General features: G+C 37.2%; 14 protein-coding genes. 12 read left to right on the top strand and 2 right to left on the bottom strand.

Annotated elements, in window-relative coordinates:
- Positions 1-14 precede the first annotated feature (14 nt).
- A complete protein-coding gene (locus M2M59_RS10695; RefSeq protein WP_066788764.1) occupies positions 15-452 on the bottom strand; it encodes an RrF2 family transcriptional regulator in 438 nt (145 codons plus the stop codon).
- Between the two features lie 169 nt (positions 453-621).
- Between M2M59_RS10695 and hmpA the strand changes: the two genes are divergently transcribed.
- The 7 genes from hmpA (at position 622) to argF (ending at position 7,378) form a co-directional block, all read left to right on the top strand.
- Positions 622-1,809 carry an NO-inducible flavohemoprotein gene (hmpA, locus tag M2M59_RS10690; RefSeq protein ID WP_147195935.1) on the top strand — a complete coding sequence of 396 codons (1,188 nt, stop codon included), beginning with the start codon at positions 622-624 and terminating at the stop codon, positions 1,807-1,809.
- Positions 1,810-1,975: 166 nt separating this feature from the next.
- Positions 1,976-2,215 carry a hypothetical protein gene (locus tag M2M59_RS10685; RefSeq protein WP_147195933.1) on the top strand — a complete coding sequence of 80 codons (240 nt, stop codon included), beginning with the start codon at positions 1,976-1,978 and terminating at the stop codon, positions 2,213-2,215.
- 413 nt (positions 2,216-2,628) lie between these two features.
- Positions 2,629-4,269, top strand: coding sequence for a DUF5776 domain-containing protein (locus tag M2M59_RS10680; protein WP_249774564.1), 1,641 nt, complete (start codon positions 2,629-2,631; stop codon positions 4,267-4,269).
- A complete protein-coding gene (locus tag M2M59_RS10675; protein ID WP_249774563.1) occupies positions 4,270-4,617 on the top strand; it encodes a DUF1294 domain-containing protein in 348 nt (115 codons plus the stop codon).
- A 54-nt stretch (positions 4,618-4,671) separates the two neighbouring features.
- Entirely contained in the window at positions 4,672-5,115 is a 444-nt protein-coding gene (gene dut, locus M2M59_RS10670; RefSeq protein WP_147195929.1) for a dUTP diphosphatase, read from the top strand.
- A 68-nt stretch (positions 5,116-5,183) separates the two neighbouring features.
- Complete coding sequence (locus M2M59_RS10665; RefSeq protein ID WP_249774562.1) at positions 5,184-6,272, top strand: M42 family metallopeptidase; 1,089 nt, start codon at positions 5,184-5,186, stop codon at positions 6,270-6,272.
- Between the two features lie 137 nt (positions 6,273-6,409).
- A complete protein-coding gene (gene argF, locus M2M59_RS10660) occupies positions 6,410-7,378 on the top strand; it encodes an ornithine carbamoyltransferase (RefSeq protein WP_249774561.1) in 969 nt (322 codons plus the stop codon).
- A gap of 73 nt (positions 7,379-7,451) precedes the next feature.
- On the opposite strand, the gene sspI is transcribed toward argF, so the two are convergent.
- Positions 7,452-7,658 (bottom strand): small acid-soluble spore protein SspI, encoded by a 207-nt coding sequence (sspI, locus tag M2M59_RS10655; protein WP_066788746.1) that lies wholly within the window; start codon positions 7,656-7,658, stop codon positions 7,452-7,454.
- Positions 7,659-7,774: 116 nt separating this feature from the next.
- Between sspI and M2M59_RS10650 the strand changes: the two genes are divergently transcribed.
- The 5 genes from M2M59_RS10650 to M2M59_RS10630 all read left to right on the top strand — a co-directional run bounded on the left by M2M59_RS10650 (position 7,775) and on the right by M2M59_RS10630 (position 14,857).
- Positions 7,775-8,536: a TrmH family RNA methyltransferase gene (locus M2M59_RS10650; protein WP_249774560.1), complete on the top strand. Its 762-nt coding sequence runs from the start codon at positions 7,775-7,777 to the stop codon at positions 8,534-8,536.
- A gap of 392 nt (positions 8,537-8,928) precedes the next feature.
- Entirely contained in the window at positions 8,929-9,966 is a 1,038-nt protein-coding gene (gene pheS / locus M2M59_RS10645) for a phenylalanine--tRNA ligase subunit alpha (protein WP_066791894.1), read from the top strand.
- Between the two features lie 17 nt (positions 9,967-9,983).
- On the top strand, positions 9,984-12,389 hold the full coding sequence (gene pheT, locus M2M59_RS10640) for a phenylalanine--tRNA ligase subunit beta (RefSeq protein WP_249774559.1): 2,406 nt from the start codon (positions 9,984-9,986) through the stop codon (positions 12,387-12,389).
- A gap of 511 nt (positions 12,390-12,900) precedes the next feature.
- On the top strand, positions 12,901-13,929 hold the full coding sequence (locus M2M59_RS10635; protein ID WP_147195922.1) for an ABC transporter ATP-binding protein: 1,029 nt from the start codon (positions 12,901-12,903) through the stop codon (positions 13,927-13,929).
- Positions 13,910-14,857: an ATP-binding cassette domain-containing protein gene (locus M2M59_RS10630; RefSeq protein ID WP_249774558.1), complete on the top strand. Its 948-nt coding sequence runs from the start codon at positions 13,910-13,912 to the stop codon at positions 14,855-14,857. Before M2M59_RS10635 ends, M2M59_RS10630 begins: the two co-directional genes overlap by 20 nt.

Genomic DNA, 14,857 nt, shown 5'->3' with positions numbered 1-14,857 from the left:
TATTATATATTGAGCTAATCATTAAACAATATAGCAGCAATTTCCTCTTTCGAATGAAGAAAATCGGCTAATGTATATTCATCCAAGACCGACATATATGCATGGAGGGCTTTATTTAGCGCGCCCTTTAAGCTGCATACAGGTGAAATGATACACCCAACGGATTCCGGGTTGAAGCAATCGACTAAATAGAGATCTTCTTCTGTTTCCCGAATCACTTTGCCTAGTACAATTTCTTCTGGTTTTAATGCAAGACGAATACCGCCACCGCGGCCTCTTATTGTTTCTATATATCCAAGTTTGCCTAGCTCATGTGTCACTTTCATTAAGTGATTTTTCGATATGCCATAGGCTTCTGATATTTCTTTGATTGTGGCTAATTTTTCTGCATCCATCGCACCGAGGTAGAGGAGGACACGTAAAGAGTAATCAGTATACAAAGTTAATCGCATGAGGATCACCACCATTTCTATATATCCATTATACCATGTTAGACTGAATTCATCTTTTTTAAAAGATATATTTGAAATATGTCTTTTTTGTTAAAGATGTATTTATAATATTGCTTTAAGAATTAGATAGGTGTATCTTTGAGTTGTTAAAAGAAAAGGAGTGTTTGATATGTTATCACAACAAACTATGGATATTGTAAAATCAACTGCACCAGTATTAGAAGTACACGGAAATAATATTACAAAAACCTTCTATAAAAATATGTTCGCAGCACATCCTGAATTATTAAATATTTTCAACCATGCAAACCAAGCAAAAGGACGTCAACAAGCAGCACTAGCAAACACAGTGTATGCAGCTGCCGTACACATTGAAAATCTTGGTGCTATTATGCCGGTTGTTAAACAAATTGCACATAAACACAGAAGTTTAGGTATTAAACCAGAACATTATCCAATTGTTGGCGAACATTTACTAGGTGCAATTAAAGAAGTGTTAGGTGATGCAGCAACAGATGATATCATTAATGCGTGGGCAGAGGCATACGGCGTCATCGCAGATGCATTTATCTCTGTAGAAGAAGAAATGTACCAAGAAGCTGAAAAACAACAAGGTGGTTGGAGATTCTTTAAAGAATTCGAAATCGCTGATAAAGTAGTAGAGAATGAAGAAATTACATCATTCTACCTAAAACCAGTAGATGGTAAAGTATTGCCAGAATATCAACCAGGTCAATATATCACAGTCCAAGTAACAATTCCTGGTGATGAATTTACTCACAATCGTCAATATAGCTTATCTAGAGCCGCAAATAACGAAGCATTCCGTATCTCAGTAAAACGTGAAGACATTAATGACCCAGAAGGTAAAGTGTCTCTATACTTGCACAACCAAGCTAAAGTAGGAGACCGCATTCAAGTAAGCGCACCAGCTGGCGACTTCCAATTAGATTTAGCTTCTAAAGCGCCAGTAACATTTATCGCAGGCGGCGTGGGTATTACACCGCTAATGGCAATGTTCGACACATTAGCAGCACTTGACGCAAACAGAACAACAACATTGATTCATAGCGCTCGTACTTCTAAGTTGCATGTATTTGATAACGAGATCCAAGAAAATATTGCGAAAATGTCAAATGCAAGTTATATCGCATTAAATACAGATGAAGTAGGCTATATCACAAAAGAATTCTTACAAGAAAATGTGAGTCTTGAAAATGATGTATATGTGTGTGGTCCAGCTGTATTTATGGAAGCTATTATCAACCAGTTGTATGCATTAGGCTTCAAGGAATCACAAATTCACTTTGAATTCTTCGGACCTGCACAACAATTGAACGTTGCTGTTAACGCATAATTAAATGCTATTCAATCAAGGGCTGATGCTTCGGTCCTTGATTTTTTAGATTGGACAGTAAAGCTACTAACTGTTAAACAAACAAGTATTCCCCTGTTGGGTTTGATGATATAATGGAATAAGATCATTTAAGGTCTGAAAATTAGCTTTATTAAGGAGAGTTAAGATGGATAAACAAGGTCAAGAAATGTTTTTGCGCTTTATTTTACAACGAGTTCAAGAGGGTAAAGAAGAGGAAGCAAGAGAAATTCTTTTAGAAAATTTCAAAAAGCAAGATGAGGGAACGTTTTCACAAGAAGATATTCAAGAATTCATACCGAAAATGATTGCTCTATTAAAACCTGAAAAACTAGAAGAAGTTAAAGCTGCGGTAAAACAATTTTCAGGGAGCTTTGGCGAAAAATAAACTATAGCTATCTTAATAACGCCATGTAAAAGGCAAGATTTCGTTCTACGATATCTCGCTTTTTTATATTAAGAAATCATTCCTAATTTAAAATGAACGAAATATCGAACGATAGCATCATACATATGTAACACAACAACTACTAGATGAGATGTCCTATAATTGCAAAGTACTATTGTAAAAAAATATTGTAAACAAACATCCAGGTTAAATTTATCTAAAAAAAATACTATTACTAGTTCAAATTGTATTCTTATTTTACAAGATAAGCATAATTTTTATATTTAAATGAGACGTAATTGTAAGTTTTGTAACAATATTGATAAAAATATTACCTGTTAATTCTACTAAAATTTTGCTATCCTTAGTAAGGTCAATATTTAGTAATATTACTAATACTAGGAGGAATAGGAATGAGGATTCTTAAAAATATAGTTATGCTAATGGCAGTAGCTATATTTTGTTTAGTAGGTACAAATGTCGCATTAGCTAAAGAACCTGTCATCGCAGATATATCGAAATGGCAAGGAAATATTAATTGGAGTCAAGCAAGTAAGGATTTGGATTTTGTCATTATCCGTACTCAAGACGGTAGTTTAGAAGATTCATATCATAAGAGCTATGAAAAATCAGCACAAGAACACGGAATACCATTCGGTGTATATGGTTATGCGCGTTACACAAATAAAGCGCAAGCTGAAGAAGAAGCCGTTAATTTTTATACAAGAGCTAGCAAGCAAACAAAATTCTATGTAGTTGATGTAGAAGCTACTGATAGTGGTTTCACAAGAAGCGATATTGTCGCAAATACAACAGCTTTCATAAACAAACTAAAAGCTATTAGCAATAAACCTGTAGGTCTTTATACAGGTGACGCTTACTATAAACAATATGGATTGCAAAACGTAAAAAACAGAGATTTCCTATGGATTGCACGCTACGGTAACAATGATGATGTAGCTGAGAATTGGGAAAAGCCAACAGTGGAAGATTATGATCTTTGGCAGTATACTAGCCAAGGGAATGTTTTAGGTATTGCTGGAAATGTAGATTTGAATAAGCTAAAAGATGGTAAGACGCTAGAAACTTTCTTCAAACCAGATATCACTTTAGCAGGAACTTCAAGCTATTATCGTACAAACCCTAAAAAAATTGTAGTGAAAAAAAGCTCTGCAACCCTTTATAACAGTGTGAACTTTTCTTCATCTACTAAAGTTAAAACAGTAAAAGCAAACACAATTCTATCTACTAAAGCTGTAAAATATACGAAGGGTGGAACACCTCGCCTTCAAACAACAGATGGCAAGTATATTACTGCAAATCGAAAATATGTGTCAAAAGTAGTTTCAAATATTAGTGATTTTTATACAACTCCACCGGCAAAAATTGTTGTTTCTAAAGCTAGTGGCGCTAGTACTTATAGTACCACAAACTTTACTTCTTTAAACAAGTTGAGAACATTACCTAAAAATACATTGCTTGATATTACAGGTGTTGAATATACAGCAGGCGGCACACCAAGATTAAGAACAGCTAATGATACGTATATTACAGCGAACAAACAGTATGTTAAAAAGGTTATATCTTCAATTGACAATTACTATACAGAAGCACCAGAAAAAGTAGTTATCCAAAAAGATAATGTAACAAACTATAATAGCACGACATTTAACAGTGACACAAAAACAGGTAGCTATGATAAAGGTGATGTTGTAAACATTACAGATGTTGAATATACAGCAGGCGGCACACCTAGATTAAAAACTAGCAAAGGCACATATATCACTGCAAATAAAGCATATGTGATAAAAACAATCTCAACAGTTGACAATTATTTCACTAAAGCACCTGAGAAAGTGATTGTAACAAAAGCCTCTGCAACTTTATACAACAGTACAGTTTTCTCATCAGCTACAACTGTTAAAACTATCAAAAAAGGCACGGTCCTTGATATTGCCGGAATCGCATTTGATAAAAATGGTACACCACGATTGAAAACTACTTCAGGCCAATACTTAACAGCCAATAAATCGTATGTACAGGAAACAAAATAATTGATTCCAAAACACGCCATTCAGCAAAAGATTGAATGGCGTTTTTATTTTTATAAATATCACATAAGGGAGAACTCTATTTTGAAATCTACCTATTATATAATCTATTTTATTGTTATCTCATTCATTGGTTTTGTCACAATGGGGGTGGATAAAAGAAAGGCAATTTATAAACGATGGCGTATCCCTGAAAAAAGGTTATGGTTTATTGCCTTGATAGGTGGTGCTGTTGGAACATGGCTAGGCATGATGGTGTTTCATCACAAATCTAGAAGAATTCATTTTGTTATCGGTTTTACAGTGTTAGCAATTATCGATATTAGTATAATGTTATTTCTTTTCAATTGATTTCTTTTTCGATACGATGGAGAAGAAATATTTATAAAAGGCAGGTTAAAAAAGATGGATTATTCATTAACATTAAAAATACAACGCATACATAAAGATGCCAAAATACCATATCGCGCTAATCCGGGGGACGCAGGTTTAGATTTATTTGCTGTGGAAGATACCGTGATCAAAGCGGGTGAATCTGCGTTAATCCCAACTGGTATTATCATTGAATTGCCTATGGGGACAGAAGCACAAATACGCCCTAGAAGCGGCTTAGCATTAAAGCATTCCGTAACGGTGCTAAATAGCCCTGGTACAATCGATGAAGGATATAGAGGGGAAATCAAAATTATATTAATTAATCATGGACAAGAAGATTTCTTGGTAGAAAAACATATGCGAATCGCTCAAATGGTAATTGCACCAGTATTAGCCGTGAACCTTGAAGAGGTAAACGAAGTTTCTCAGTCAGATCGTTCCCAAAAAGGATTTGGTTCTTCAGGTAAGTTTTAATTTTATTTTGAAAATTACCATTGTTAGCATTATAATGAATAAGTATTGATACTTAGGGGGGCGAAATAGTGGTTGTATTAGATGAAACTTTAACGATGTTTAAAGAATTAACAGATGCACGCGGTATTGCGGGTAACGAAAAAGAAGCACGCGATGTTATGACAAAGTACTTGAAGCCATATGCAGATAAAGTGGAGAATGACAATCTTGGCAGCGTGATTGCAGAAAAAGTCGGGAATCCAGATGGACCGAAAATTATGCTTGCAGGGCATTTAGATGAAATCGGCTTTATGATCACGCAAATTGATGACAAGGGATTTTTGAAATTCCAAACGGTTGGCGGCTGGTGGTCGCAAGTAATGCTTGCTCAGCGTGTCCAAATCGTAACGCGTAAAGGTGAAACAATTGTGGGTGTTATCGGTTCAAAACCTCCGCATATCTTGCCGGCATCAGCACGTAAGCAACCTTATGAAATTAAAGATATGTTTATTGATATTGGAGCAACTTCTAAGGAAGAAGCGGAATCATGGGGAGTACGTCCAGGTGATATGGTAACGCCATACTTTGAATTTACTGTCATGAAAAATGAAAAGCACTTACTTGCAAAAGCATGGGATAACCGCATTGGCTGTGCGATTGCCATTGAGGTATTAAAAGGATTAAAAGACGAACAACATCCAAACATCGTCTACAGCTGTGGGGTAGTGCAAGAAGAAGTAGGACTACGTGGTGCAAAAACAGCTACACATAAAATTAACCCGGATATCGGTTTTGCAGTTGATGTTGGCATTGCAGGAGATACACCAGGAGTAACGCCAAAAGAATCAAACAGCAAAATGGGTGACGGACCACAAATCATTATTTATGATGCATCTATGGTTGCTCATAGAGGTTTAAGAGACTTGGTTGTAGATACAGCGGAAGAAAATAATATTCCTTATCAATATGAAGCAATTCCTGGTGGAGGTACAGATGCAGGTTCTATACATTTAACAGCAAATGGTGTGCCTGCTTTATCTATTGGAATTGCTACACGCTATATCCACTCGCATGCAGGAATCTTACACCGTGATGATTTTGACAACACAGTAAAATTAATCATAGAAGTCATCAAAAAATTAGATCGTGAGACTGTGAATAACATTATTTTTGAATAGTAATTCTGAAAAGGGAAGTCAAAACTTATTGGCTTCCCTTTTTTTGTATGTTTAAAGTATTATAAAAATACACTTGAATTTATAATTATACATATATACAATAGACAATAACCAATTAGTTGGAAGGGGATGTACAGATGAAATTGTTGGATAAGATGCAATTTAGAACAGTAACATCGTTGAAAGGTAAAGATTTATTGGAGTTAAGGGAATGCACAAGTTTAGAAGTAAGCCAGCTTATAGATCTGGCCATTAAGCTGAAAAAGATCACAAAAGAAGAAGTTTGTCCGCCGTTATTAGAAGGCAAAACACTAGGGATGATTTTCGAAAAAAGCTCCACGCGTACCCGTGTTTCCTTTGAAGTAGCAATGAATCAGCTTGGCGGAAAAAGTATGTATATGAATGCAAACGATCTTCAACTAGGTCGTGGTGAGTCGATTTTAGATACTGGTCATGTTCTCTCAGGATATTTAGAAGGCATCATGATTCGGGCAAATTCTCATGAGAAAGTAGTTGAACTTGCAAAACATGCATCCATTCCTGTTATTAATGGACTTACAGACCTAGCTCATCCTTGCCAAGCATTAGCTGATTTGGAGACAATTTATGAAGTGAAAGGGACATTCAAAGGACTTAAACTTGCCTACATAGGCGATGGCAATAATGTTGTCCACTCATTAATGAATGCCTGCGCACATGTTGGGATGGATTTAGCTATTGCTACACCAAAAGGATATGAACCTAACCAAGATATCATGAACGAGGCCAAAAACATTGCATCAGCAAATGATAGTACCATTCTGCATACGTTTGATCCAATTGAAGCGGCATCAAATGCTGATATCATCTATACCGATGTTTGGACTTCGATGGGGCAAGAAGATGAATGCGAAAAACGTCTGCAAGATTTTAAGGAATTCCAAATAAATGATGCACTTGTCGCACATGCTAAATCCGATTATATATTTATGCATTGTTTGCCTGCACATCGCGAAGAAGAAGTGACTTCGTCTATTATTGATAGCGGCCATTCTGTTATCTACCAGCAAGCAGAAAATCGTCTTCATGCTCAAAAAGCACTGCTTGTCTCTATATTAGCCGATTAAGCAATAATAGAAAATCTTTCTCGTACGATAGAAAAAGTAGCAGCTTCTTATGGAAGAAGTGCTACTTTTTGGTTTAAGCGAAAGCTCTTGAAAGTTCGTTCATGAAAGAATCTTGTTCTTTTTTATCAGCTTGCTGCCACCATGTTTCAAAGAATACGCCAAGACCTGGAAGTAAATGTTCTTCACCGCGTTTAATCGCATCTTCCACAATATTTTTTAATTCGTCTGGGCTGTTTCCTGTCACATTATGCTTAATGGCATCGCGTATTTGGAAATTCATTCGGCATCCCTCCTGACAATATTTTTGCCATTTACTCGATTGTTATACATACTTTTGTTAAACTGAAAGAGAGTAATGATTACGAAGTATTAACAGAGGTAAAGGCGGAAAGAATGATGAAAAGAATAGAATCTCCCCAAAATTCACTTGTGAAGTATTGGAAGAAGCTAACGACAACACGTAAAGAGCGTGATCGTTCAGGTGAATTTATAATAGAAGGTTTCCATTTGATTGAAGAAGCTTTGAAAAGTAATGTAGATATATTAAACCTAATCATCCGCGAAGATGTTGAAATTCCTTCCCATTGGAATCTGGATCAGCTTTTTATTGTGGAAGTAACTCCGCAGGTAGCAGCAGAATTTTCGGAAACGGAACATTCCCAAGGCATCTTCGCTCATGTAAAAAAACCGAGTACCCAAGATTCAGAAAAAGCTAGCTGGTCCAAGTTGTTGCTAATTGATGCCGTGCAAGATCCAGGCAATGTGGGCACTATGATCCGTACTGCGGACGCTGCTGGCATTGATGCTGTAATTTTAGGCAAGGGTACAGCAGATCCTTATAATCCAAAGACTGTCCGCTCTACACAAGGCTCCATTTTTCATATCCCTGTTATCACTGGTGATTTAACAGAATGGATTGATACCTCGAAGGAGAAAGGAATTCCGGTTTATGGAACTGCATTACAAAATGCTGTTTTATATCATGAGGTAAAAAAAGAAGGCAAATTTGCTTTAATTATGGGCAATGAAGGTGCAGGCATACATGAAGATTTGTTGGCTAAAACAGATAAAAATGTCATAATCCCTATACTGGGTCAAGCTGAATCTTTAAATGTAGCTGTTGCGACGGGTATCGTACTGTATTATTTCGCTACCTAAACGAATGGAAAATCGATAAATATGTGTGTGATTGTTCGCATAAAAAGAATTTCTTGATGTCATGTAGATGATTGATTATAATGAATTTGTATAAGGATTATAAAAAATGCAAAGATCGGGAAGAGTACATTTTACAAGCATTTTAGGGAGTGCATGCCTGTGACTGGAAGCATGTGCAATGCAAGTTAAATGGAAGTTCACCCCGTTAGCAGCCGCCAGGACCAGCAATATGCTGTAAAGGTGAGCCGGTGAATAACCGTTAAATCAATGAAGTGGTTGTATGGTGTCCCAACTGGCACATCTGCAATAACTAGGGTGGTATCGCGAAGTATTCCTCGTCCCTTTTTAGGGGCGGGGTTTTTTTATTTTTGGAAGGAGGAATTAATTTGGCAATGCTAGAACAATTAACTCAGCTAAAAGAAGAAGCATTAAGCAAGGTTTCGGCTGCTGAGGACATGAAACAATTAAATGAAGTGCGTGTAGCATTTCTAGGGAAAAAAGGTCCCATCACAGAGTTATCAAAAGGGATGGGGAAACTACCTGCAGATGAACGTCCAAAAATGGGCGCTTTAGTCAATGAGGTGCGTGCAGAAGTGCAGCAAGCGCTAGATGCTCGTAAAGTGGAACTAGAAGAAGTGGCGATCAATGAGCAGTTAGCGAAGGAAGCAATTGATATTACATTGCCAGGACGCCCAGTTAAAGTTGGTGGAGCTCATCCTTTAACACGTGTGATTGAAGAAATTGAAGATTTATTTATCTCTATGGGATATGAAGTGGCAGAAGGGCCAGAAGTAGAGAAAGACTACTATAACTTTGAAGCGCTAAACTTGCCAAAAGGACATCCAGCAAGAGATATGCAAGATACTTTCTATATATCTGAAGAAATCCTTCTTCGTACACATACATCACCTGTGCAAGCTCGTACAATGGAAGCGAAAAAAGGTGAATCAATTAAAATCATTTGCCCAGGGAAGGTTTTCCGACGCGATAATGATGATGCAACACATTCACACCAGTTTACTCAGATCGAAGGCCTAGTGGTTGGCGAAAATATCCGGATGAGCGATTTAAAAGGTACATTAGATCTTTTTGCAAAGAAAATGTTTGGCGACGACCGTGAGATTCGTTTGCGTCCAAGCTTCTTCCCTTTCACAGAGCCATCAGTTGAGATGGATATCTCTTGCTTTAAATGCGGAGGAGAGGGTTGTAATGTCTGCAAACATACGGGCTGGATTGAAATCCTTGGAGCAGGTATGGTCCATCCTAATGTATTAACTATGGCGGGTTATGATCCGAAAAAAGTATCAGGATTTGCTTTTGGTATGGGACCGGAGCGTATTGCCATGCTGAAATACGGTGTAGATGATATACGCCATTTCTATACAAATGATGTACGCTTTTTATCACAATTCCATCGCGTTGAAGAGTAAGGAGGAAGACGAGAGAGATGTATGTATCACTAAAATGGCTATCACAATATGTGAATCTTCAAGAGTTAAGTCCAGAAGAAATAGCAGAGAAAATTACCCGTTCAGGGATTGAAGTAGAAGGTGTCCACCATTTATCAGAGGGCTTAAAGAAACTGATGGTGGGAGAAATTAAAGAGAAAGTAAAACACCCAGATTCTGACCATTTGAATATTTGCCAAGTAGACTTCGGTGAGATTGAATTATCACAGATTGTCTGCGGGGCACCTAATGTAGAAGAAGGACAAAAAATTGTAGCAGTTCGTCCAAATGGCTATGTCGGCGGCAAGAAAATCAAAAAAGGTAAGCTTCGTGGTGAAGTGTCCAACGGCATGATTTGCTCATTGCAAGAGTTAGGGATGGACAGCAAAGTAGTACCGAAAAAATACGCAGATGGAATATTTGTATTGCCTGAAGACACGCCAGTTGGAATGGATGCAATCGAAGCGTTAAGCCTGGATGATGTCGTACTAGAATTAGGTCTTACACCAAACCGTTCTGATGCCATGAGCATGCTTGGGGTTGCTTATGAAGTTGCTGCTATCCTATCAGAAGAAATCAATCTGCCGGAGCCGACATACACAGCTTCTAATGAAAAAGCTTCTGATGTTTTAAAGGTAAGCGTTGAAGCGAAAGAACAAAATCCTATGTATACTGCAAAAGTAGTGAAGAACGTCAAAGTTGGTGAATCGCCATTATGGCTTCAAGAACGTTTAATGGCAGCAGGCGTACGTCCGTTAAATAATGTAGTGGATATTACAAACTATGTGTTAATGGAATATGGCCAACCACTTCACGCATTCGACTATGACGCACTTGGTACAGGTGAAATACTTGTTCGCTTAGCAAACGATGGTGAAAAAATTACAACACTTGATGGCCAAGAACGCGAATTAACAAAAGAGAACTTAGTCATTACAAATGGTAAAGAAGCTGTAGCAGTTGCAGGTGTTATGGGCGGTTTAGATTCTGAAGTAACCGATACTACAACAACTGTTGTTATTGAATCTGCATATTTTGAAGGTCAATCAATCCGTCAAACAGCAAAATCACTTGGATTAAGAAGTGAAGCAAGTGCTCGATATGAAAAAGGCATTGATTCAAATCGTGTCATCCCAGCAGCTGAACGTGCGGCACAATTGTTAGCAGAGCTAGCAGGTGGCGAGGTATTGGAAGGCACTGTAATGGTAGATGAATTAGAAAAAGAACCAACACGTGTCGTGGTGTCTCCTGACTTTGTGAATGCACGCTTAGGAATGAAAATTTCACTAAACGAAATGGTTTCTATTTTAAAACGTTTAAAATTCACTGTTGAAACAGCAAATGGACTTCTATTTATTGATGTGCCGACACGCCGTCAAGACGTTAAAATTGAAGAAGATGTTGTGGAAGAAATCGCTCGGTTATATGGGTACGATGAAATTCCAGCTACTCTTCCGGTTGATGAAGGAAAATCTGGCGGATTAACGCATTATCAAGCGAAAAGACGAATTGTCCACCATTTAATGCAAGGTATTGGCCTTGAGCAAGCATTAACTTATTCGTTAACATCTGATGATCTTTCACAAAAATATGCAATAGAAACGGCGCAAACTACACGTTTATTAATGCCAATGAGTGAGGAAAGAAGCACGCTGCGACAAAGTATCTTACCACATCTTATTGAGGCTGTGACGTATAATGTGTCGCGTCAACAAGATACCGTAGCATTGTATGAAATTGGTTCAGTCTTTTTAGGGCAAACGGAAGAAGGCCTGCCACATGAAGAGGAACATATCGCCATTGCTTTAACAGGCGATTGGCTTAACCATAAATGGCAAGGCGAAAACAAAAAAGTAGATTTCTTTGTACTAAAAGGAATTTTAGAAGCGATGTTTGCAAAATTGGATATTGAAGGAAGAATTTCTTTAGAAACTGCTGTTATCGATGGAATGCATCCTGGACGTACAGCAAAAGTTCTTTTAGATAACAAGTCTATCGGTTTCCTTGGTCAAATTCATCCATCTGAGCAAAAAGCACAAGGCATTAAAGAAACTTATGTAGCTGAATTGAATATAGAGGCTCTTCTTAATACAATCATTGAGCCGTTAAAATATGTACCAGTTCCACGTTTCCCATCCGTTTCACGCGACATTGCACTAGTTGTTAATTCAGCTGTAAAAGCGGGAGATTTGGAAGAGATTATTCGACGTGCAGGAGGAGATCTGTTAAAAGATATCCATGTGTTTGACTTGTACGAAGGAGATAAAATGGATGCGGGTAAAAAATCACTTGCCTTTACATTGACGTACCAAACGCCTGAGCGTACATTAACAGACGAAGAAGTGGTAGGCGCACATGACCAAGTATTGAAAGAGCTAACTGAAGCGGGTGCAGAAATCCGCTAATTATCTAAACACAAGCAAAGTATTTCTTTGCTTGTGTTTTTTTAAAAAAGAAAATTTATCACTTTAAAGTAGAAGAGAGTATGGAAGAATTTTTAAAAAGTAGTTTTTAAAATAAAATCCCTATGCTATAATATTAAAAAAAGTTATCTGACTAAATAAAAATTTTGGACTATTCAATTATAAAGAATATATGATTCTTGAATACATATTGAATTTCTGATTTTAGTTAGTTGTATTAAATAATATAGTTATATAAATCGGAGTGATGTTTGGACGAACTGAATTGAAAAGAAGTTGTTAGCATATGAATGTAATACGGGATAAATTTAACTTAAATTTAAAAAGTGTAAACGAATTGTAAAAATATATAGACAAATTAGAAATATATGATATATTAGTAAAAATAAGAAGTTTAGAGTGTCGAAATATCTGAGTAGAAACCTAACGTTTTTTTAAATTAAATTATTAGAATTTTCATTCCTTACTTACTATTTAGAAAGGAGTATATATTATGAAATCGAAGAATGATATTTTAAATATAAAAAATTTACATACTAGTTTTAGAATCAAAGATCATTATTATCATGCGGTAGAAGATATATCGCTTACACTAAAGGAGAATGAAGTGTTAGCCATTGTAGGAGAATCAGGTTGCGGAAAAAGTACACTCGCTACTTCAATCGTTGGTCTTCACCCGCCAGGCAATACCAAAGTGACTGGTGAGATTCTCTATAAAGGAAAAAACTTAGTAGAGTTTAAGGAAGATGAGCTTAATAAAATTCGAGGAAATGATATCGGTTTTATCTTCCAAGATCCTTTAGCAGCTTTAAACCCTTTAATGAAAATTGGTGAACAAATTGCTGAAACATTAAAATATCATACGAAGCTTGATGAAAATAAACGCAAAGAGCGTGTATTAGAATTGTTAGATCAGGTTGGTATTGTCAATCCAGCACGTGTAGCGAATCAATTTCCTCATCAGCTTTCAGGAGGTATGAGACAGCGTGTGGTAATTGCCATTGCAATTGCTTGTAAACCGAAGATTATGGTTGCGGATGAACCGACAACTGCGTTAGATGTAACGATTCAAGCACAGATTCTCGATTTGCTGAATGATTTACAAGAAGAGACAGATGCAGGGATTGTCCTAATCACTCATGACTTAGGGGTAGTCGCAGAGGTGGCAGATCGAGTAGCTGTTATGTATGCTGGCCAGATTGTTGAATTAGCAACAGTAACCGAGTTATTTAGAAACCCACTGCATCCTTATACAAGGTCATTATTAAACTCGATACCACAAGCTGACAGCAACAACGAGCGATTAGAAGTAATCCAAGGTATGGTGCCAACATTAACGAAAATGCCGCGTAAGGGTTGCCGATTTGCACCCCGTGTGCCATGGATTGATGAAACCAAGCATGAAGAGAACCCAGCATTGCACGAAATTTCTAAGGATCACTTTGTAAGGTGCACTTGCTGGAAGGACTTCCATTTTGAACATCAAGAAGGAGGACTGCAACATGAGCTTCATGCAAATTAAAGATTTAAATGTACATTATCCAATTCGCGGAGGTTTTTTCAATACAGTGGTTGACCATGTATACGCGGTGGACGGTGTATCAATGGAATTTGAAAAGGGTAAAACATACGGCCTTGTTGGCGAATCTGGTTCTGGGAAATCGACAACAGGAAAGGCAATCATTGGTCTTGAAAAAATTACATCTGGTCAAATTATTTACGAGGGCCAAAATGTGACCAATCAACGTCGCAAAAGGAATAGCGCGTATAATCGCGATATCCAAATGATTTTCCAAGATTCTACTTCTGCTATGAATCCTAGAAAAAGAATTCAAGAGATTATAGCAGAGCCTATTAGGAATTTCATGAAGGTATCTCCGCAAGAAGAAAAACGCAGAATTATTGAATTGCTTGAAATTGTCGGCATGTCTGAAGAGGCCTTGCTTAAATACCCACATGAATTCTCAGGTGGTCAAAAACAACGTCTAGGCATTGCACGAGCTGTCGCTTGCAATCCCAAAATGATAATTGCTGATGAACCGGTATCAGCACTGGACTTATCTGTACAAGCCCAAGTACTCAACTTTATGAAAGACATTCAAAATGAATTCGGGCTTAGCTATTTATTTATCTCGCATGATTTAGGGGTTGTTCGTCACATGTGTGACCATATCTCAATTATGTATAAAGGTAGATTTGTAGAAAGTGGCACGCGACAAGAAATTTACGCTAACCCTCAACATGTCTATACAAATCGTCTACTATCTGCTATTCCAAATATAGAACCAGAAACAAGAGATGAACGAAAAATTAAACGTCGGGCAGTCGAAGCTGCTTATAAAGCTGACTCCCATAAATATTTTGATGAAAAAGGTAAAGTGTATCCATTAAAAGACCTCTCGCAAACGCATAAGGTTGCTATGATGGGTGCGGAGAGAGGAGGAATGTAG

It is taken from the genome of Rummeliibacillus sp. G93 (assembly GCF_023515935.1).
In the GTDB taxonomy this organism is placed as follows: domain Bacteria; phylum Bacillota; class Bacilli; order Bacillales_A; family Planococcaceae; genus Rummeliibacillus; species Rummeliibacillus stabekisii.
This window is presented reverse-complemented; position numbering and strand designations above follow the sequence as displayed.